Annotated in this window: 18 protein-coding genes; 10 read left to right on the top strand and 8 right to left on the bottom strand. The window is 38.5% G+C overall.

The features are described from left to right. Nucleotides 1–83: 83 nt before the first annotated feature. A complete protein-coding gene (locus G3T18_RS00090) occupies nt 84–263 on the bottom strand; it encodes a DUF4347 domain-containing protein (protein WP_224408471.1) in 180 nt (59 codons plus the stop codon). 265 nt (nt 264–528) lie between these two features. On the opposite strand from G3T18_RS00090, the gene G3T18_RS00085 reads away from it, so the two are divergent. Then, nucleotides 529–1,659: a response regulator gene (locus G3T18_RS00085; protein ID WP_224408470.1), complete on the top strand. Its 1,131-nt coding sequence runs from the start codon at nt 529–531 to the stop codon at nt 1,657–1,659. A gap of 165 nt (nt 1,660–1,824) precedes the next feature. On the opposite strand, the gene chlG is transcribed toward G3T18_RS00085, so the two are convergent. From chlG to G3T18_RS00055, 6 genes are all read right to left on the bottom strand, one after another. Continuing rightward, nucleotides 1,825–2,814 carry a chlorophyll synthase ChlG gene (chlG, locus tag G3T18_RS00080; protein ID WP_224408469.1) on the bottom strand — a complete coding sequence of 330 codons (990 nt, stop codon included), beginning with the start codon at nt 2,812–2,814 and terminating at the stop codon, nt 1,825–1,827. A 194-nt stretch (nt 2,815–3,008) separates the two neighbouring features. Then, nucleotides 3,009–4,103 (bottom strand): Get3/ArsA fold putative tail anchor-mediating ATPase NosAFP, encoded by a 1,095-nt coding sequence (locus G3T18_RS00075; RefSeq protein ID WP_224408468.1) that lies wholly within the window; start codon nt 4,101–4,103, stop codon nt 3,009–3,011. Nucleotides 4,104–4,109: 6 nt separating this feature from the next. Beyond that, the gene (gene petP / locus G3T18_RS00070; protein WP_224408467.1) at nt 4,110–4,307 is read right to left on the bottom strand and encodes a cytochrome b6f subunit PetP; all 198 of its coding nucleotides are present in this window, start codon (nt 4,305–4,307) and stop codon (nt 4,110–4,112) included. A gap of 107 nt (nt 4,308–4,414) precedes the next feature. Further along, complete coding sequence (locus tag G3T18_RS00065; RefSeq protein ID WP_224408466.1) at nt 4,415–5,290, bottom strand: 2OG-Fe(II) oxygenase; 876 nt, start codon at nt 5,288–5,290, stop codon at nt 4,415–4,417. 17 nt (nt 5,291–5,307) lie between these two features. Then, entirely contained in the window at nt 5,308–6,345 is a 1,038-nt protein-coding gene (locus tag G3T18_RS00060) for a glycosyltransferase family protein (RefSeq protein ID WP_224408465.1), read from the bottom strand. Nucleotides 6,346–6,392: 47 nt separating this feature from the next. Further along, nucleotides 6,393–7,106, bottom strand: coding sequence for a hypothetical protein (locus G3T18_RS00055; RefSeq protein ID WP_224408464.1), 714 nt, complete (start codon nt 7,104–7,106; stop codon nt 6,393–6,395). Nucleotides 7,107–7,244: 138 nt separating this feature from the next. Here G3T18_RS00055 and G3T18_RS00050 point away from each other — a divergent pair, with 138 nt between their 5' ends. The 4 genes from G3T18_RS00050 to G3T18_RS00035 all read left to right on the top strand — a co-directional run bounded on the left by G3T18_RS00050 (nt 7,245) and on the right by G3T18_RS00035 (nt 13,434). Then, nucleotides 7,245–8,219 (top strand): sialidase family protein, encoded by a 975-nt coding sequence (locus tag G3T18_RS00050; protein ID WP_224408463.1) that lies wholly within the window; start codon nt 7,245–7,247, stop codon nt 8,217–8,219. Between the two features lie 99 nt (nt 8,220–8,318). Continuing rightward, the gene (locus G3T18_RS00045) at nt 8,319–11,321 is read left to right on the top strand and encodes a glycosyltransferase family 2 protein (protein WP_224408462.1); all 3,003 of its coding nucleotides are present in this window, start codon (nt 8,319–8,321) and stop codon (nt 11,319–11,321) included. A 22-nt stretch (nt 11,322–11,343) separates the two neighbouring features. Further along, nucleotides 11,344–12,267, top strand: a complete 924-nt coding sequence (locus G3T18_RS00040; protein WP_224408461.1) for a glycosyltransferase — start codon at nt 11,344–11,346, stop codon at nt 12,265–12,267. Between the two features lie 12 nt (nt 12,268–12,279). Continuing rightward, complete coding sequence (locus G3T18_RS00035; RefSeq protein ID WP_224408460.1) at nt 12,280–13,434, top strand: glycosyltransferase family protein; 1,155 nt, start codon at nt 12,280–12,282, stop codon at nt 13,432–13,434. Between the two features lie 5 nt (nt 13,435–13,439). On the opposite strand, the gene G3T18_RS00030 is transcribed toward G3T18_RS00035, so the two are convergent. Continuing rightward, nucleotides 13,440–14,432, bottom strand: a complete 993-nt coding sequence (locus G3T18_RS00030) for a glycosyltransferase family 8 protein (RefSeq protein WP_224408459.1) — start codon at nt 14,430–14,432, stop codon at nt 13,440–13,442. A 108-nt stretch (nt 14,433–14,540) separates the two neighbouring features. Here G3T18_RS00030 and G3T18_RS00025 point away from each other — a divergent pair, with 108 nt between their 5' ends. From G3T18_RS00025 to G3T18_RS00005, 5 genes are all read left to right on the top strand, one after another. After that, nucleotides 14,541–16,703, top strand: a complete 2,163-nt coding sequence (locus G3T18_RS00025) for a glycosyltransferase family 4 protein (RefSeq protein ID WP_224408458.1) — start codon at nt 14,541–14,543, stop codon at nt 16,701–16,703. Nucleotides 16,704–16,713: 10 nt separating this feature from the next. Next, the gene (locus G3T18_RS00020) at nt 16,714–17,433 is read left to right on the top strand and encodes a hypothetical protein (RefSeq protein WP_224408457.1); all 720 of its coding nucleotides are present in this window, start codon (nt 16,714–16,716) and stop codon (nt 17,431–17,433) included. Next, entirely contained in the window at nt 17,430–18,152 is a 723-nt protein-coding gene (locus tag G3T18_RS00015) for a glycosyltransferase (RefSeq protein WP_224408456.1), read from the top strand. Before G3T18_RS00020 ends, G3T18_RS00015 begins: the two co-directional genes overlap by 4 nt. 8 nt (nt 18,153–18,160) lie before the next feature. After that, the gene (locus tag G3T18_RS00010) at nt 18,161–19,129 is read left to right on the top strand and encodes a hypothetical protein (protein WP_224408455.1); all 969 of its coding nucleotides are present in this window, start codon (nt 18,161–18,163) and stop codon (nt 19,127–19,129) included. Nucleotides 19,130–19,280: 151 nt separating this feature from the next. Next, nucleotides 19,281–20,273: a KpsF/GutQ family sugar-phosphate isomerase gene (locus G3T18_RS00005; protein ID WP_224408454.1), complete on the top strand. Its 993-nt coding sequence runs from the start codon at nt 19,281–19,283 to the stop codon at nt 20,271–20,273. Nucleotides 20,274–20,339 lie beyond the last annotated feature (66 nt).

The following is a 20,339-nucleotide window of genomic DNA, read 5'->3' as shown; positions in this document are numbered from 1 at the left end:
TTACTCTTAATTAAACAGATTTTAGGGCGATATTTTCTATGTTGAAGTTTAAATGCTGTCTTCCCAAAAGTAACCATCCTTCGTTACCATGAGAGACAATCTGAATACCTTCTTAAGTTACTCCGCGCCGTCAAAACCTGGGTAATCTGGGCTACGCCATCTTGGGTGGTGTCGAAGATGACAAACTCGCTATTGGGAGTAACGTTTTCTGCAAGTTGCTGATAATCTAGAATTTGGGAGTCGAGAAAAACACTAGAAGTCATGGAGACTGCCTCAAAACAAGTGAAAATTAAACCTCTACTTATAGAGTACCCAGTTCATTTCTCTAAATTTGTCATATTTGTCATCTATCTTGGGTTTTATTAATCACTTTTGTCATTTTTTACGGTCTAATTTCAGGAAAATATTTTCTTTTTCCGAGTATTCACTGAAAAAGTAGGAAACACACCCTTGCCGATCGGTATTTTTACAGAAGCAAATAGTATCAACAAGATTTTTAGAGAGCATCAAAGAAAAATCAAAAGTCTTATGGAAAAGGAAAAAATCACCTTTGAAGAAGCCTTAGAATTTGTCCAAAAAAAAGTTTATTTGCAAACAAATAACCATTTAAGTTTACAAGAAGAAACAATTTTAAAGGGTGCTTGGGAAGAATCTTCCTATGAAGAAATTGGCGAATCTTTATATTTGAGCAGTGGCTATGTCAGAAATTCGGCTGCTTCTCTCTGGAAAACTTTATCGAAAGTATTTCAACAGAAGATTACTAAATCACAGTTTCACTACTTAATTTGCAAAATTATTTCTGAAGAAGAAATTACTCCACCTTTTTTTGAAGAGGAAGAAGAAGAAGAAAGTCAGCTCGATAAAGGGTCAATTTTACTTGTTGATGACCAAGTAGAAAATTTGCAAATTCTCTCAAAATTACTAAAAGAAAATGGTTATCAAGTTCGCAGCGCCAATGGCGGTAATATAGCTTTACGCTCTCTTGAAAAGATTTTACCTGATTTGATTTTGTTAGACATTCTTATGCCTAATCTTAATGGATATGAAGTCTGCAAAATTCTCAAAAAGCAAGCTAAAACGGCTTTAATACCCGTTATTTTTATTAGTGCTTTAAATGAACCAATAGATAAAATTAAAGCTTTTGAACTAGGAGGAAGTGACTATATTACTAAACCTTTTGAGCTTCAAGAAGTTTTAGCCAGAGTTTCTTGTCAAATTACTCTCCGGAAACAAAGAATTCAACTCGAAGCTGAAATCAAACAACATCAACAAACTATCGAAATCCTTTATCAATCTCGTTCTATTCTTGCCAGCATTCTCAATTATAGCTATCATGGTATAGCAGCTTTTGAAGCTATTCGTAGTCCTGTTGATGCTGAAATTACTGATTTTCGTTGTTTGTTAGTTAATCCAGCTTTTGCTGAATGCTTTAATTTAACGAGTAGTCAGTTAATGACACAAAAAAGTTGCCTTGATTTTTTTAAGGCTAATAATTTAGATTGGCTAGAAGGATTTATTAAGGTTATAAAAACTGGAAAAACTTTTCAGCAAAAATTTTCCTATCAAAACAAACTTTATCAAGTTTTTGCAGTTAAGTTAGGGGATGGAATTACTTTGACGCTACAACCTTTACTGGAGAAAGGTGGTTTGAGTGGCTAAGGATAATTTTGTAAGATTCTTGCTGCTTTTTTGGGGAAGGTAATCTCTGGAAAAACTGCGATCGCGTAAACAAGATTTCCTTTTCGGTAATTGGGTTAGCATTTACTTCTAGGAGAATGAAAGTAACTTAAATTAGGTGGGCAATGCCCACCACAAAACTACTAATTAAATTCCGGCGTGTCCTAATGCTAAACCAGTAACTAACATTCCCAAAACGAGGAAAGGTTGGGCGCTAGCTTGATATTTCACGTCATTTTCTAAGGGATCGCGCAGGAAATACATATCTTGGAACGTGATTTGCGGAATTACTAATAGCATGAGAATCGCTGCATAAAGATTTTGGTGAATGCTGACCAAGTAACCCGCAATTCCTGCTTGAAACAAATCGATCGTTAAAACGCAAATCCAAGCGGCGGTAGTAACGCCAAACATAACTGGGAGAGATTTTAGCCCTAATTGCCGATCGCCTTCTACACTTTTGAAGTCATTCACCACCGCAATACCCAGTCCAGCGAGACTATAAAATAAAGTGAGAATGGCGATCGTCCAGTTTAAATCGCCAAAAAGGGCGTGACCTGCCCACCAAGGAAGGGCGATATAACTTGCACCGAGGGCGTAGTTACCTAGCCAACCATTTTTTTTCAGTTTTATTGGTGGGGCGGAGTAAATATAAGCTAAAAATGCACCGCCGATGGCAGTACAGGTAATTGTCGGAAAACTATGACCTGCCCATCGATCGAGAAAATAAGCAATACCAAAACCAGCAAATAGCAATACTAAAATTTGCGTGACTACTTGGGGAATCGAAATTGCCCCTGAAGGAATCGGTCGGTAAGGTTCATTAATTGCATCGATTTCTTTGTCGTAGAAATCATTTAAGGTTTGAGTATAACCTGTGAGCAAAGGACCAGAAAGCAACATACAAGTTGCGGCTTTGAGGATGTCTTCTAAAGACCAGGTGAAGCTACCGGAAGAAGCTGCACCGCAGACTACGCCCCAAATTAGAGGAATCCAAGTGATCGGTTTCATCAATTGGAGGCGAATTTTCCAGATTGATTTTTCACCTGGTGCCGCGCCTTTCATTCCTAATAATTGTCTGGTTTTTGAGCCACGAGATTCGTTTTCTGTTGTCTTTGAAGTTTGAGAATTAGACATAGGTTTAGGGACTGGGTTCAGTTATCAGTAAACAGTTAGCAGTTACCACCCGAACAGTAAACAGTAAACAGTGAAAAGTTTATTCGCTAATTGCTTCTTGTCTCCAATCTCTACTGAAAACTGATAACTGAAAACTGATAACTGTTCGCTGGTAACTGATAAATGTGGGTACTTTCAGGGTGAAACCTCTTACCTCACAAAGACACTATCAAATACCCGTCTTGGAATTTTGCTCCTTTGACGGGTTGACCGCTTAATGGCGGGGGTAAGGTAATATTACGCCGTTGGTTGCCAGCTTCGACGGTAATTTCTGGTCCGTATTGAGTTAGTTTGACTTGTTTTTTGTCAAATCCGGGCAGAAAAATTTTGACTTGACGAGCGGCAAGATCTATGGTAACGGGCTTAGGTATTTGGGCTGCTGGTTTAAAACTCGGTAAAGCATCCAGCAACGGTTGCCAGTCAGCAGTTTTGCGGGGAAGAGAAGTAACCGCTAGGGGTGCAAACTCTTTGGTAATGGCGGCGGTAGTGTCTGCTTGGTTAAGCAAGACTCCACCGACGCTAAGATTGATTTGTTGAGCGCTTCCCCAGAGATATTTGGCGGTGGCGATCGCACTAGGATCGTCGGTTGTGACCAAGTAAGCCAAGACGCGATGAGGATCGGCGATCGCTGCTTTCCCATCTTCTAACATTGAGGTTGCTTGATTGGTCGGTTCGGGAGCGAAGTTATCAGCAGTCCAAGTAACATTGAGAACTGCACTACTGACAGGTTGGATAAATGGCGCGATCGCTTTCCCCAAATCTGACTCAATAAATACTTGGCGGAAGCGGCGAAAATACCAACTAGCGGTTTCGGGGATACCTAAAACTCTTAGAGTCTGGAGATCTCCGGTGCCATCGTAAACGATCGCGTCGTATTTCCCGCTAGCATTATATTCTCGGATCGCATTGAGCGCGAGGGCGCCATCCATTCCTGGTAAAACGCTTAACTCTTGACCGTAGACATTTTTCAACGTCGGCGATCGCAAGTATTTCGCCTCTAATTTTTTCACCTCTTCCCAACTGTTTTCTAGCAGTACAGTTGCTTGCAGTTGTACTGCGCTGAGGTTAGCAGCTATTTCTTGGGGTTCTGCACCTGGAGACAGTCCTAACAAGATCCCGAAAGCGGGAGAAGAGTCAGAACTGACTAACAAAGTGCGAGAACCACTTGCAGCAAGTTGTTTAGCGGCGGCGATCGCTACTGTCGTTCGACCTGTGCCGCCTTTGCCCAAGAAGGTTAAAATTTGAGCCATCTTAAATTAGTTTTCTACTGGTCGCAGTTCGTCTTCAAAAAACCAGGTAGTAGATTTGTCCTCGAATTCTACAATTGCGCCGACACCGCTACCATCAGTCATTTTGAAGTCTCGAATCGTGCCTACTTTTCCCAGTTTACTCACAATCCCACGTGCTAATCGGTCTCTCAAGCGACAGACTTGTACTTTTTGCCCTATTTCCATTCCTGTTTATTAATCATGCAATTTACCATTCTAAAGTTTAAGGCAAAATTAGCCGCCTGAATAGAAGAAGTCTCTGGGGAACGAAATTTCTGACTAGCTATTGAGGTTTAGCCCTTGGTAACTCTCACACTCAGCTTTCTCTTTAATGCTTTTAATGAAGCCGGAATTGGGATTTTAAATTGCTTTTCTCGCACTTGTTGTTTGTGCTTATCTTCTTCTGGAGTAAAGCTAAACAAATTTTTTTTCACTTCCCCTAACAAGTTAAAAAAGTAACGCGGGCAGTCAGTAGTTTCTCTAACTGTTACTCCATGTAACGAGTCGATCGAGTTCACAAATAACACCAAAACATTGCGCTCGTATTTTACTGTCTTGATTGTTTCCACGTACTCGTCACTGATAAATTGACCTTCAAATTGGTAATCTTTGGTCTTAAATTTATATATCTCTAAGTCACCTCCCGTAGAAGGATCTTCAGGATCGCGCAGATAGTACAAACCAGCAAACAATTTATTCGAGCTATCTACATGAGGTCCTCGCACTGATGAGGGTTTTTCTACCACTGGAGTATTCACGCAAATTTGTCCGTCTAACAGTACGTCTACTGTCTCAAAGGAATCTTTTTTTCTCGTACCTGCTGTCAAAGTTTCCAGTTTGCCAAATTCTTTTTCAAAATCCGGGTAAACTTGACGAATTTCATCTTTAAATAATTCAATAAATTCTGTCAAGAAACTTTGAGATACATGGGTAGCAACAAATTCTCTCCAGAGAGGACTAATCCTTGTATCCTTTAATACCTTCGCTGCCGAGTAACTAAATCTTTCGTTACTGGCATATTTTTTTCCTTCCGTCACTTGGTCGAGCGTGGGAAATTCTTCAAACAGTTGTTTGCACAAGTCTTCATCCAAGGGATCTTTAATAATTATGTGCGGAAACGGTTCGGTAAAAACGTCATCTTTAGTTACTTTCGCAAGTAGCGATCGCATAATTTTTCACTCCTCCACTATTTCAGTTTTAAAACTGTCTTAAACATTTTAGACCATTGTTCTACTACCCGTTTTTTGGTATAATTATTTTTAATATATTCTTTACCTTCTTTAACGTGGCGATCGCGCAATTTTTTATTCGTTGCGTAGCGATAAAGATTCTTTTCCCAGTCGCCAAATAAAACAAAATCCTTAAATTCTTCGTAGCTAGGAATTTTATCTGCTACTACAGGTAAACCTAAAGACAAAGAAGTAACTAAGCGATTATTAGTTTTGCAAATCGTAAAAGGATTTAGATCTATAGGAATAATACAAACATCATTTTGGAAGAATAATAAAGGAAAAGTTGACATTTGCCAGGGATAATATTTAGTGGGAAAGCTCAAATTTTGGGTATGTTCCTGAAAAAGTTCTTCTGAATTACTAATGACAGTCAATTTAACGGGTATTCTTTTATTTAACTCCTCTAAAGCGGGCGTTACTTTAGTAATACTTGCCATTCCTGAAGGCGCTTCGGATAATCCAAGACTTTTATAAACTATCTCTAGTTTCGAGTTCCCAAACCACACTACCCGAAAAGATTTATCTTGCCATTTCTCCTGCCATTTTTTCAATTTGTAAGGAATTTCTTTTAACCAATTTCGCTGGACATAATCAATCGTATCGTCAATCACAATACATTGAGGATGAGCGATTAATTTTTGCAATTCTGGCGTAGAAACTGTCACTGCATTTGCTCGTTCGATCATGCTTTTCGAGCCAGCAGCTTTTTGAGAATATTTCCGCAAATCGTAGGGATTATAAAAGTTATTATCGCATAAATCGTAAACAACTTTAATCTTTTTTTTTCGCAAGTTTTTTGCCAAAGTAATATCTTCTTTGGTACAAGTTTTTTGAAAGATTACTAAATCATATTCATCGGCTTTTTCTGGCTTATAAATCTCACAATTCCATCCCGCTTCTTGTAAATATTGACAAGGTAGGAGCACTCGCAGTCTCGTACTTGCTGCATTCAATTTGGGGTCGAATGGTTTCCAAGCAATTAAAGGCTTCATAAATAATTAGCTTTTGTTGAATTGTTTGTGGTAGTTTAGTTAGCTCGCTAGTTAATACTATAATAGTCCCCAACGCAAAATTTCATTTTTTGATTAATTGACGAACGTTCGCAAGCCTGATATTTAGAGAAAGGAATAACTCGAAAATCAAAACTAACTCGCGTATATCCTTCTATATTAACTTCATTTCCGTGCATCAACGCTGAATCAAAGATCGCATATTGACCATAGTCAGCTTCCACAGGATGAAAATCCCCTGTATCGTAGGAACTTTCCATCTGAATAGTAGCAGTTTTTTGAGCTTTAGTAAGGGGAACCCAAACATTAATTTCTTCCGCAGGATGGTTATAGTCGCGATCGCGGTGATATTCGCCAACACTTAAGTTATTAGGTAAGTGAATTCTTAAAGTTGGTAATTTTTGATATACTAACTTATAACCAAAAATTTCTGCTTCTAAAAAGCTGATAAACTTTTGATAAGTTTGGATTAAACCTCGGTCTTTAACTGGCTTTGGTTTGGCAATTTTTTTTTGATAAGCAGGATCGATTTGATAAAGTAGGCTGTGAGCATAGGTAGCTTGGTCTTCTCCTACTTTTAAAACTCGCTGGGGTTGGAGACTATCGGGAATAAATTCATGAAGTCTTTCTATTTCTGCACAGCCAAAGGTTTCTAAACAATGCTGAGAAAAGATCTTTAAGAAAGGAAAATTTTCAGTGTCATAATTGTTGATAATTATTTGATTTTTGACTTCTAACATCATGCAACACTCCTCACAATACCCACAGCAGCAAGAATTATACATTCTTGACAAATAGTCGCGATCGCAAGTTCCAGATGAAAAATTAGTTAAACTGGACGCACGAGCGATCGCTGCCCAATCAAAATACAGCGCAAATTTATGTTTGTCAAACCCTTGACTAATGAACCAGTATTCCTTGCGGAAACAGTAGAAACCACAGAGTGTCATGCTTCTACGTTACTCAGATTGCCGAACAATAGCTATCTTTGTGCTTGGTTTGCGGGAAGTAAGGAAGGTAATGACGATACGGCAATTTGGTTGAGTGAGAAATCTGGCGAAAATTGGTCTTCCCCGGTGAAAAATGCCAAAGTTACTGACGAACCGCACTGGAATCCGGTTTTATGCCAAAATCACGAGCAGATTTACCTTTTCTGGAAAGTCGGTCCCTCTCCCAGAGAATGGCGAAGTTATGTGAGTCGTCGTAGTTTCGAGAGTCACCAATGGAGTTCACCTCAAGCATTAGTTGACCAAGCGATCGCTGGGGGTCCAGTGAAGAATAAACCGATTAAACTAGAAAATGGCGATTGGCTGGCTCCAGCTTCCGTAGAAACTCAAACTGCTTGGGATTGTTTTGTCGATCGCTCCACCGATGGGGGAAAAACTTGGCAACCTAGTGCTTTTATACCACGGAATCGGCAAAATTTCGCTGGTTTGGGTATCATCCAACCGACATTATGGGAATCTAGCCCCGGTCATGTCCATCTTTTCGCCCGTAGTACCGCCGGAAAAATTTATCGTGCCGATTCCCTTGACAACGGTTACACTTGGTGCAAAGCCTATCCTACCGAACTTCCGAACAATAATAGCGGCATCGATTTAGCGAAATTAGACGACGGTAGCTTGATTTTAATTTACAATCCCGTCGAGAAAAATTGGGGTGCGAGGACTCCTTTAAAAATTGCCCTTTCTCAAGATAACGGACAAACTTGGTCAGATATATTCGTTTTGGAAGATAAGCTAGGAGAATATTCTTATCCGGCGGTAATTAAAACCGAATTCGGCTTCGCACTAACTTACACTTGGAAACGGCAACAAATTCAATTTTGGGAATTTTCCTATGAAGTAGAGAAGTAGCATTGCTAAGTCTCTATGAAGGGGTGATAGCTATTGCTGGTATGAATAAGATATGCTATAAAATTCTGAGTTTGAGGTGAAGTGAGGAGTCGGACAAGCTTGAGTAACGGTAAACCAACCGTGTTGCTATTTATGGATCTAATTCAAGATTTAGATTTGATTAGACCTTTTTTATTAGCAGCAAAAAATCGAGAAGACTTGTCATTTAAAGTCTGTGTAACTGATTGGTTGGTCAGTAAATCGCCGCGAGTAGAAAATACTTTACGTGAATTAGGGATAGAATATAGCGTCCCTTTCCGTCGTGGAGTTAAACTGGGAATTCAACCGCAATTACACGACGTTCAAGTATTAATAACTGCTGCCGAAAGTACGGCTGGACCGCACAAAGCCGCTCATTTACTTACCAAGCGAGCTAATGCCGCCGGAATCCACACTTACACTTTACAACATGGCTTTGAAAATATCGGTTTAACTTATTTTGACGAGAGGGAAACGCCCGAATCAATTCAGTTTGCTTCGTCAAAAATCTTACTTTGGGGGGATGTAAGTTTACTCGCTCCCGAAGCCTTACCAGAAACAATTTCTCGTTGTATTCCTGTCGGTTGTCCCAAAGAAATTAGTCCAGTTACACCTGAAATTAAGATACCAGGAAAAAGAGATTACGCGATCGCTATCTTTGAAAATCTCCACTGGCATCGCTATAGTGAAGATTATCGCCAATCTTTTTTAGCAGACTTAGAAACCACAGCCCGTCGCTTTCCCAATACCACATTTTTAGTTAAACCCCATCACGCGGGAATGTGGCTTACCCATCGCTACAAAGGTAATTTACCTAACGCAGATAATATCATCATTGCTGACCCCAAACTTCCTCAATGGGAAGCTTACACGGCTGCGGCTTTAATTAAATATGTTGATGCAGCAATTACTACCCCTTCAACTGTAGCAGTTGATGCCGCCCGCGCTGGTTGTCCGGTGAGCGTAGTAAGTTACGATTTAGAGTTAGAAAACTATGCTCCTTTGATGAGAATTAAATCAACCAAAGATTGGTTTAGTTTTGTCAATCAAATTCAAAATTCCCAGAAAATTATTACTGCTCGCAATCAAGCCCAAGCCTTTGTTGAAAGAAACCTAATTTCTGGCGATGCAATTCAACGCATTCTTGATTTAATCGCCGCCGAAATTGCTCAAGAAAGCACAGATTTCACAACAATCAATCAATTATCTTATCCCAGCAAAGCCGAAATTCTCTTCTTAGCAAGTCTACCTTTAGAATACCAATACCGCAATCTTAAACCTGAAGAATATTTTAAACGCTTGAGTACCGAGCGAGGTTTGTTTCTTGGAGATGCGCTTACTGACGAAGAAAAAGCCAAAAATATCTCTTTGTTGTTGCTAGTTGAGGAAACTCCTTCAGCAGAATTAGGAGTAACTTTAAAATCTTGGCAATTGCAAAGTTGTCCTTTAGTGGATTGTTGGTTAATTCCTCTGGGAAATAACTCGACAGAATCTTTAACTACTTGGTTAGCAAAACAAGATTTTTCTGGGAAAATTCAAGTCTGGAAAGATAACCACAATGACTGGCTTCAACTCGCAGATAAAAGCGATTTTGTCCTATTTTCTCGTCCCGGAGATCTACTTGCTCCTACCTTAGCCACCACATTAAAATTATTCAGTTTCGACTCTAATCCCGATGTAGTCGTTTGGAATTTACAGCAGTTAGCAGGAAGTGAAATAGATGAATTAACAGTTAAAGAATTTCTTCGCCGTCCGCAGTTAGAATTACATACTTTAAGACATATAAATTACATCGGAACTGGTTTTGCTGTCAAACCGAATTTGGCAGCTAATTATCCCGACGATTTATTTGATTGTTTAGTTAAAAATGACGGACATTTGTTTCAGCTTTGGCTAGGAAATCAAGTTGGGTTGCAATGGCAAACACATCCGGAATATTGTAGTTTGAGAGCAGGAAAAAATCGACCCGAAAGTTTGCAAAAGTTAGTAACTCCCTATCTGGATACTTATCGAAAAATATTTAGTTCTCTTGAAAACGAATTTGAGTTTGTCTTGCAAGCTGATGAACAACAACCTTACCAACTCAAACCCCGTCGTCAGGCTGAAAGTATTAGTGTAATTATTCCTTTTCGCGATAAACCAGATTATACTATTCGTTGCCTAGCTTCTTTGTTTAAACAGCAAGTTTCGGAAAGTCTGGAGATAATTTTAATTAATAATCAATCAACGCAAAACAGTCTCGCACAAATTAAAAGTTATCTTGAGGAACAGCAAAGCAAAATTAACGTCAAAATCATCGATTATGACTTTCCTTTTAACCACAGCCGTCAGTGTAATTTAGGTGCAAAAGTAGCTAGCGGAGAAGTTCTTTTCTTTTTGAATAATGATGCGGAAATATTGAGCGAATCAGCCTTATCAGAAATGGCAGCTTGGGCTTTAGTTGCTAGTGTAACTACCGTAGGTTGTCAAATTATTAGTCCCGATGGTAAGCAAATAATTGCTGGTTTGAAAGCTAAAAAAGCGACAACTTCTCAAAAGTTAAGTTTAGTGGAAGAATGTCGCGATCGCAAATACGCTAGACTAATTCGCGAAACCTATGGAAACAGCTTTGCTTGTGTTGCTATAGCCAAAAATCGATATGAGGAATTGGCTGGGCTAAATGAAAAAGAGTTTCCCAACGGCTTTAATGATGTAGAATTTAATGCGCGATCGCGCGCAGCAGGTTACACTAATATTTATCTCGGACATCTCCAAGTTCAACACTTATCGGGAACTTCGAGAGGACGTTGCGATGAATTTCTCCAAACAATTATCTTACGTCAGCGTTTCCTTCAACCCAGCGCTGACAGTTTGTTTCAACTCGAACGAGATGAAACTTACAAGAGAAATTTAGAAACAGAAATCAAGGCAAAAAATGTTAAGCTACAGCAAAAAGAAGTAAAATCAGAATTGAAAAAATTAAAACAGGAGAATAAAAAATTAGCAGAAGAAATTGCCGCAATGAAAACTTCTAAGTTTTGGCAGCTTAGAGCCAAATGGTTTAGGCTGAAAAAGCTGCTTAAACTAGCTAAGGAATCAGAATAAATTATTGTGAGGAGTCAGATTTATGAGTGAAAGAATTCGGGTTTATGTCGGGACAGATAGGTCGCAATTACTAGCAGTTAAAGTCCTAGAACATTCAATTAAACGACATACTAAGCGGGATGTAGAAGTTTATCCCATGCTCGATTTACCAATCCCGAAACCTAAAGATCCGCGTCAGGGACAAAGGACAGGATTTTCCTTTAGTCGCTTTTGCATTCCTGAATTAGCGGGATATTCCGGGAAAGCGCTTTATTTGGATGCGGATATGTTAGTTTTCAAGGATATTGCTTCGCTTTGGGACATTCCTTTCGACGGTGCAAAAGTGATTATTCAAGAAGAAATTCCCCGCGATCGCCAGCAGATCGCTAAACATGGCGCACCACCCCAAAGAGTGAAACAATGTTCGGTGATGCTCTTAGACTGCGATCGTCTTGACTGGAAAATTGAGCAGATTATTGATGGTTTTGATACTAACAAATACAATTACGAAAAACTCATGTATGAGTTATGTATCTTAGATGACCAAAAAGATATCAAATATGGCGTTCCTTTTGAGTGGAATAGTTTAGAATATTACGACAAAAAAACCTGTTTAATTCACTATACTGATATGGCTACTCAACCGTGGGTATCTTCTCGGAACAAGTATGGCTATCTCTGGTTTAATGAAGTCAGACTGATGCTGAAAAATGGTTCCCTAACCATGAAAGAAATTGAAAAAGAAATTAAGTTGGGATATTTTCGACCATCTTTATTGCGAGAGATTAAATATACTAAATTTGTCCCCCAAATTTTCCAGCCATTTTTAGCAAATTGGCACGAATCTTTAGACAAAGGCAAAGAATATAAGCCTCACAAAGAAGTTTATAAAGCGAAAAAGAAACGCAAGCAAGCAATTCAAGCATACGAAGAAGCTTTGCAAAAACAAGAAAAAGTAACCAAATAATTTCGTTAAATAATGATTTTCCAGCCTTTTTTAAAGCAAGTAAAACAATTTTTTAGTCCCAATCAAGAGTTAACAGTAAACCAGGAAAAGAAATTAAAAATCTTGGTACTTACTGATTACTTTAATGCCACTTACTACACCGGATTTTATTATCCTTTGCGAAGTTTAGCAGCGAAAAAAGTTGCTGATTTTACGGCACTTTGTCATCAAGATATACTTGACAAAATCAACAAAAAAAATCCAGATTTGTTTTGGCAGCAGTTGTTACAATCAGAACAACCAGATGCAGTAATTTTTAACCGTTACGGCTTGGCTTACGGTCGCTTTTTGCTGGCAGAATGTCAACAGAAGCAGATTCCGACAATTTATTTCATTGACGACGATCTCTTAAATATTACCCCAGTTCTTGGGGAAGAAATTCAAAAGCGGTTAGGAAATCCAGAGGTAATTACTGAAAGAAAACATTTACTCGAAAATGTTGATTTAATTTATTCATCAACTGAATATTTAGCTAAGAAACTCGCGAAAGTTTTTCCTCAACAGCAAATATTTGATGGTGTTTATCCACCATATTTAGGGCATTTAGTCAATAAAAAACCTGCGAAGGAGAAAAAAGCCGATTCCGAGTTTAAATTTGGTTACATGGGATCGAAAGGACATAATCAGGATTTGCGCGCGATCGCACCTGCGATCGCGCAAGTTTTGACTGACTATCCTCAAGCAAAGTTTGAAATCTTTGGTACAGTTTCTCTCCCGGAAGAATTAACTTGTTTTGGTGACAGAATAAAATCCCACAAAGTTATCAAACAATTCGACAAATTTCTGCAACAGCTTTACCAACTTAATTGGGATGTAGGATTAGCGCCAATCGAAGATACAGAATTTAATCGCTGTAAATCTTTGAGCAAATATTTAGAATATACTGCTGCGGAAATCCCTATTATTGCCCGCAATTTAAACGTTTACAATCAAACAATTAACTCAGAAAATGGTTTACTAGCAAACCAAGATGAATGGTATGAAAAAATTACTCTTTTGCTTCATAAACCAGAGTTAAGAAATGAATTAATTGCTGGCGCAAAACAAACTTGCTCTACCAAGTTTAAATTAGAATTTTTGGCAGAACAACACTTACAAATTATCGAGTCATTACGCGACAAAAATTAACTGTTTTATTTGTTGTTAGCAGGTTTTTCCGGTCGCCATCCCGCCCAAGCAGTCATATCTAAATAGTGAAAAAATAAGTCTCGTCGAGGATGTAAAGAATCATAACGCCACGGTTTGCGCGAAGTCACGTAATGCACGATATAAGGATTATCAATAATATCTTGACAAACTTCCTCAGAAAGTTCTTTTTTCAGAGGACTAGGTTTCCAAGAAGGTTCGCCGTAGCCATAAATGGGCGGTTGTTGGTTCCATTTATAATCAAGTTCTCCCCACTTACCTGCTAACATCGCATTTAAGCCATCTTGATCCCACCAACGAATAAATTCTAGATTTTCTTCAATATAATTAATAACTTTTTTGCCAATACTTTCTTGTCGCCACTTTTGCAAATTAATTACTAATACACCCGCATTAAAATATTTATAATCCGCCGGATATCCTAATTCTTGATAATTCAAAAGTCCCACCGGACAACCCACATAAGGAACGCCCAAATCTTGAACTGCTAAAAGATAATAATCTCCCACATCAATATTCCAGAGTTTGCCGATATCCGCATTGACAACCAAGTCACTATCCAGGTAAATTACTTTTTGAAGGGAATCAGGTAGTAACTCAGGAATTAGTAAGCGATAATAACTTGCCAGACTCACATGACCTTTAACCTTCATTTTAGTTAGCTTACTTCGATCTGGTTGCAACCAGTGAAGATCGATTTGTTTAGGGTTGAGAGACTGGAGAAATTTTTCCTTGTTTTTTGGACTGATGCCGCCATCAATCAGAAATAGCTTTACCTGGGGATAAATTTTTAGGTTGGCAAGCACCGAGCGAACTGCTACAGTCAAAGGCATAGCGTAGCGATCGTCAGCAGCACAAACAATGCTAGGATTCTCTTGTGGTTTGAATAGCTGAGTTGCGATTTGTTCCGGCAACTTTTGGGCAAGCTTTGGGAACTTTTTTAGCACCTTTTTTATCAATTGACTAGTATTTGCTAACATTTTATTTGGCTCTCTAATTTGCCCAAACTTTCATAATTTTATCATTAAGTTTGTTCTTTTTCAACAATTTGTGGTATCTTATCCTTAATAAAAACTGTCTTCTTGCCAATGAGTATGCAGAGCCACCAAGAGAACCAGTCCTTTAAATTTGGCACTTTTCCCAATAAGTATTTTCGGCGCGACTTAGAAGTTTTGCGCGAGAAACTAAAGCGAAAAGAACATTTTGCTTTTAATAAAGCCGCAGATGGGGAACTGGCAATCGTGGCGGGTAGACATATTAATAGATTGCATATCGGTAATGGTGAGTTTATCTACGAGCCAGAAAACCCAGAAGACGAGGAATTAAGAGCAGCATTATCAGCCGCATTGCGTTGCGATCGCGAACAATATTTTCTAGGTGTTGCTTGTCCCTGTTGCGTCGGAGAAGACGATGCTCGCTGGATGAGAGAATTTGTCAATAGAGACGAAAGTTATTTAACTTGGGCAAATATATTTGTTAATAGTAATTATAGTTATTATTTAACTAGTATTGTTCCCCTGTATCAAGAGTATGAAGTCATCTTAGTTTGCAATCAGCAAGCCAATCTAGAAAAACTACCTTTTTCCGTAAAAAAAGATTTTCGCTGCGGATTGAATGCTTGGAAAGAAAACCGTAATTTAATTACAGAAATTAAAAATTATATCGACGAAAATGAAATCAAAAATCATCTTTTTTTATTTTGTTGTGGTCCGTTAGGCAATATTTTAACTCATCAATTATTTTTGCATTCTCAGGAAAACACTTATTTAGATATTGGTTCGACCTTAGATCCTTTATTATTTGGGGAGAAAGGTTATACGAGAGGATATCTTCAAGGTAGTGCAAATATTACCAAAGAATGTCGTTGGAATTTTGAAGCCGAAAAACCCTACGATGTAGTATTTGTTGTTCCTGAAGTAAATCGTGGTTGGATTTTGGATGGTATTTGTCAAGAAATCGCCAAATTTATCGAGGGAAATTGGCGTTTTGTCTACTATCCCACCGAAGACATTCCTTTGGCAGAAGTTTATTATTTAGCCCACTACTCCTTAGTAGGAAAATGCTTGAAAGAGTATCCTTACATTCGCTACAGTCAGCTTTTAACTTGGTACACTCATCCCAAAAATACCGCTCGTTTAGAAGAGCGAGTCGTGCAAGCTTTAAATAATTGCACAACAACCATCTGTGCTAGCCCACAAAATGTCAAATTTTTGATAGATAATGGCGTTGAAAAGCATAAAGTTACTTCTATTTTAGGCGGTGCAGATCCAAATTTATTTCAACCCCATCAAAGAGAAGCTGGCTCGGTAGGTTTTTGTACGGCTTATTATCCTCGTAAAAATCCCGATCTTATTTTATGTGTTGTTAAAGCAATGCCACATCGTCAATTTATTTTGTTAGGAAGAAACTGGGAGAAATACGAGAAATTTTCCGAATTGAGGGATTTACCTAACTTTGAATATGTTGAGGCTCCTTATTCAGATTATCCTCAATATTATGCTCAAATGGACGTCTTTGTTTCGCCTGCCAAACTTGAAGGAGGTCCAATTCCTTTAATCGAGGCAATGATGTGTAATATTGTTCCCGTAGCTAGCAAAACAGGATTTGCACCTAATATAATTACTCATGGAGAAAATGGTTTTCTCTTTAATATTGATAGTTCGGTTGAAGAAGTTTGCGATCTGATCGAGCAAGCTTATCAAATTGAAACGAATATTCGCGATACTGTCATTCACTTAAGCTGGGAAAATTTTTCTCTCGAAGTTCAAAAATTGTTTGCCAAGAATTCTGGCTTTTTTCAGGAAAAAATTCAAGGACTTCAAGAAGAACTTAAAAACATTGTTCAAGAAGTTAAAGATTTAAAAACAGATAAATTAAGTCTTAAAAATAGAAACCAGGAATTGAAAATTAAGTTAAGGGAAGTTAAGGATAAAAATGAAGAATTAAAAGCAGATCGAACTAACTTAAAAAACAAAATAGCCGCTCTCCAAGCAGAATTTATTAACTTTAAGAATAAACTTGAAGACTTGCAAGCTGACAGAATTAAGCTCAAAGGTAAAATCGATGACTTGCAAACCAACCGAGTTAGCCTCAAAAGCAAAATTGAAAAGTTGCAACAGGATAAACGGACTTTACAAAAAGAGAAAAAGAAATTACGCTCAGAAATTAAACTGATGCAAGCTTCTAAATTCTGGAAAGTTCGCGAAAAATGGGTAAGTTTGAAAAAGGGTTTGGGTTTGGTAGATAAATAAGGTAGCAAAAATGAGACTGCGAGAGTTAAGAGATATTTATTTAAATCAAGATATTTATATAGTGGGTTCGGGACCGACGGCAAATTTGTTTCCGATGGAGTTTCTGAGAGATAAAATTTGTCTAGGGCTGAATGATGCTTATAAGATTCATCCGGCGATCGCGCCAATCGTGTTGATGAATCATCAGCTTTACGCTCATGCTGGAAAAAAAGTAACTGCACCTTACCACGAAAATTTTAAGAATATTAAATATCCGATTCTCAAACCAGCAAGTCGCTATAAAATCGAAAAGATCGAATGGGATCATCCTTATTTCTACTGTTTCGATCGCACCCAAAAAATTCAAGATTTGTGGAATTTGACGAAAGATACGGATTATTTATACTACAGTCCTCAAGGTTGTTCTCTCCATCCAGCATTACAAGTTTGTTGGATTATGGGAGCAAAAAATATTTTTGTGTTGGGTTGCGATAGTCGGACAATTGGCGGAAATCATTACGCGAATTATGATAAAAATGATTTTGGTGTGGTAGCGAGGGAGAGAAACTACGATGCTTATGTCTATGGAACCTTAATAGTGCAAAAATTTTTGCAAACAAAAGGCGTTAATGTGATTAATCTTTCGCCGATTGTCGGTTATCATATGATTGACTATCAGCACGAAGTGTTGAAAGGCGAAATTTCGACTGATTCGTTGGTTAAAGACATTAAAAAGCTGAAAAATGTATGATTAGAATCGTTATTGGTACGGAAAAAAATCAGTACGTTGCCCAAAAAGTTCTCGAATATTCCATTCGCAGTCACACTTCAGCCGAGGTGGATATTCGCTTCGTGACGCAAACTCAAAAGCGTGTTGGTGGAACTAGATTTGGTTTTGTGAGATTTTTGGTTCCGAGTATTTTTAATTATGAAGGAACGGCAATTTATTTAGATGCCGACCAAATTGTGCTGACTGATATTCAAGAATTAGCTAATAGCTTAAAGCCAGAATACACCTTGGCTTTAGTAAGTAATTTAGAAGGTTATTTTGGTGGTAAACCAGTTCCCCAGCGCAAAGAAACTAGCGTGATGGTGATGAATTGTGCTCAACTAAAACATTGGAATCCAGAGACGATTTTTAATAATGTGGTTCCTAATGATTCTCCTCTCGAACCGGGACAAATTCATTATCGCGATTTTATGTGGTTAAAGTGGATGGACGATCGCGAAATTCAGGAACTCGAACCTACTTGGAATCATTTTAATATTTTGCGAGAAGATACGAAATTATTGCATTTTAGTCACGTCGCTTCTCAACCTTGGAAAAAACCAGATCATCCTCTGAGTAAATTTTGGGGTCAATGGTTGAGAAAAACAATCCGGGCGGGTTATCTTAAACGTAGAGAATTATGGCAGGCGATCGCGGAAAAAGATATCAATCGCTACTATCTCCGCTATCTTATCTGGTAGGTTGAAAAGTGTCTTTACCACAAAATTGCGTATTTGTCAATGACATCGGACTCGGTAAAACCCCAAAAAAACTGCTCAATTATCATCTCATCAGCAATTGTAGTGGCAATTTAGAGATTTGCTTTGCTTCTCAGCTAAATTTGTCAATTCCTCATCGTTGGGAAGTTAAACCAGAAGTAGCCTTACCATTGGCTGCGAAATTGTGGTTAATAACAAATCAATTGGCAGCCGAGAAAACTCTTTACCTTGATGGTAATTTATTTATCTATGGTAACATTGAGGAAATTTTTCAGCACGAGAGCCAAACTTGCTTGCAAGCAACTCAAGAAAAAGTTTTCGCTTATTTAGACTTTTTTGTAGTTAACTACACTGCTAAGGAAAGACAGAAATTAACCAAACAACTCAGACAAAAAAGTGAGCTAAATTATAGTAAGCTAGCCGATTTTGCCAAGTTAAAAATTGAAATTTTGCCTCCAGAATGGTCAATTTTTGCTTATGGGGAAAACCCAGAAGCAAAAGTAATTGATTGCCTAGCTTTAAATTCGCGACCGTGGTATTCTTGTTTTGCTCCCTTTGGTAAAGAATGGTCTATGAGTCTCTTTTCAGCAATAGAAAAGGGTTATTTAGATGTTGAAGATATTCAGCAAGATGTTGCAGCAGGTTTAGTGCGTCCGTCTTTATTGAAGCAAATTGAATTAGGAATTGACAATCCTTTTGCTTTACCGGAAACAGCGATTTGTTTGGATCTAAATTTTACTCCACCAGAATTAGCATTGTCTAAAGAACAAATTGAGCGTTTAAATTCGACAACTTTTAAATTACCAGAGAAAAACTGGCTGAGAGTTTACTTTTCCCGCTATTTCATCGAGCAAGAATTGCCGAGATTGAAGAAAAAAATGATTCCCAAAATCCAAAAAAAGTTTAAAAAGAACTTTCACCGGATGAAGGGAAAAATTAAGTCAGTAGTTAAGAGGTAAAATCATTTAATAGTGAACAGTTAATAGTTTGTCTCCCAATCCCTAATCCCCAATCACCAATCCCCAATCCCCAATCCCCAATCCCCAGATCGCCGAAAATGAGTTAAAAGATTACAATCGATCCACAGGTGGTGTGAGGATTGAAGAAAATATGCTTTCGATCGCGAAACAAAATTATGTAGCCCAGGTACTAGACCTGCTTAAATTAGAAGCAGAAGCGATAAATCAAGCAGTTGAGCGCTTAGATCCCCAGCAGGTAGATCGCGCAATTGAATTGTTGGTTAACTGTCGCGGGAAAGTAGTCTTAACTGGGATGGGTAAATCGGGAATAGTTGCCCGCAAAATTGCTGCTACGATGACCAGTACGGGAACTTTAGCGAGTTATTTACATCCGGCTGATGCGTTACACGGAGATTTAGGAATTGTCGGTGCAACTGATGTAGCGATCGCCTTAAGTAATAGCGGCGAAACTGAAGAACTAATTTCGATGTTACCTTGTTTAATCCATCGTCGCGTACCCATAATTGCGATTGTCGGTAACGTCAAATCCACGATCGCCAGAAAAGCCGATTTAGTATTAAATGCAGCCGTAGCTAAAGAAGCTTGTCCTTTAAATTTAGCACCCACGACTAGCACCACAGTAGCTTTAGCAATTGGAGACGCGATCGCCATGACGGTGATGCAAGTCAAAGGATTAACTCCAGAAGATTTCGCCCTCAATCATCCGGCTGGTAGACTAGGCAAACGCTTAACTTTAAGAGTACAAGATTTAATGCACGGTGGCGAAGATAATCCCACAATTTCGCCTCATGCTTCGTGGTTAGAAGTAGTTAGCGCGATTAGTAAAGGTGGTTTAGGTGCGGTTAATGTCATCGAAACCGATGGACACTTATTAGGAGTAATTACCGACGGTGACTTGCGACGTGCAATTCAAGAAACAGCACCAACAAATTTAAATCAGCTTACTGCTAGCTCAATTATGACCCGCAAACCCATCGTTGTTACCCCCGATTGTTTAGCTTACGAAGCTTTGCAATTAATGGAAAATCGTCCTTCCCAAATTGCAGTTTTACCTGTTGTCGATCGCGAGCGCGTTTGTGTCGGTTTGCTGCGACTCCACGACATCGTTAGAAGTGGATTATAACCTAACCCCCCAACCCCCTTCCCTGCGAGGGAAGGATTATAACCTAACCCCCCAACCCCCTTCCCT

Source organism: Oscillatoria salina IIICB1 (genome assembly GCF_020144665.1).
Lineage (GTDB): Bacteria > Cyanobacteriota > Cyanobacteriia > Cyanobacteriales > SIO1D9 > IIICB1.
This window is presented reverse-complemented; position numbering and strand designations above follow the sequence as displayed.

Excerpts from the sequence above, each read along its gene's own strand:
- G3T18_RS00090 (WP_224408471.1), bottom strand. The coding sequence starts at position 263 with ATGACTTCTAGTGTTTTTCTCGACTCCCAAATTCTAGATTATCAGCAA.
- G3T18_RS00085 (WP_224408470.1), top strand. The coding sequence starts at position 529 with ATGGAAAAGGAAAAAATCACCTTTGAAGAAGCCTTAGAATTTGTCCAA.
- chlG (WP_224408469.1), bottom strand. The coding sequence starts at position 2,814 with ATGTCTAATTCTCAAACTTCAAAGACAACAGAAAACGAATCTCGTGGC.
- G3T18_RS00075 (WP_224408468.1), bottom strand. The coding sequence starts at position 4,103 with ATGGCTCAAATTTTAACCTTCTTGGGCAAAGGCGGCACAGGTCGAACG.
- petP (WP_224408467.1), bottom strand. The coding sequence starts at position 4,307 with ATGGAAATAGGGCAAAAAGTACAAGTCTGTCGCTTGAGAGACCGATTA.
- G3T18_RS00065 (WP_224408466.1), bottom strand. The coding sequence starts at position 5,290 with ATGCGATCGCTACTTGCGAAAGTAACTAAAGATGACGTTTTTACCGAA.
- G3T18_RS00060 (WP_224408465.1), bottom strand. The coding sequence starts at position 6,345 with ATGAAGCCTTTAATTGCTTGGAAACCATTCGACCCCAAATTGAATGCA.
- G3T18_RS00055 (WP_224408464.1), bottom strand. The coding sequence starts at position 7,106 with ATGATGTTAGAAGTCAAAAATCAAATAATTATCAACAATTATGACACT.
- G3T18_RS00050 (WP_224408463.1), top strand. The coding sequence starts at position 7,245 with ATGTTTGTCAAACCCTTGACTAATGAACCAGTATTCCTTGCGGAAACA.
- G3T18_RS00040 (WP_224408461.1), top strand. The coding sequence starts at position 11,344 with ATGAGTGAAAGAATTCGGGTTTATGTCGGGACAGATAGGTCGCAATTA.
- G3T18_RS00035 (WP_224408460.1), top strand. The coding sequence starts at position 12,280 with ATGATTTTCCAGCCTTTTTTAAAGCAAGTAAAACAATTTTTTAGTCCC.
- G3T18_RS00030 (WP_224408459.1), bottom strand. The coding sequence starts at position 14,432 with ATGTTAGCAAATACTAGTCAATTGATAAAAAAGGTGCTAAAAAAGTTC.
- G3T18_RS00025 (WP_224408458.1), top strand. The coding sequence starts at position 14,541 with ATGAGTATGCAGAGCCACCAAGAGAACCAGTCCTTTAAATTTGGCACT.
- G3T18_RS00020 (WP_224408457.1), top strand. The coding sequence starts at position 16,714 with ATGAGACTGCGAGAGTTAAGAGATATTTATTTAAATCAAGATATTTAT.
- G3T18_RS00015 (WP_224408456.1), top strand. The coding sequence starts at position 17,430 with ATGATTAGAATCGTTATTGGTACGGAAAAAAATCAGTACGTTGCCCAA.
- G3T18_RS00005 (WP_224408454.1), top strand. The coding sequence starts at position 19,281 with ATGCTTTCGATCGCGAAACAAAATTATGTAGCCCAGGTACTAGACCTG.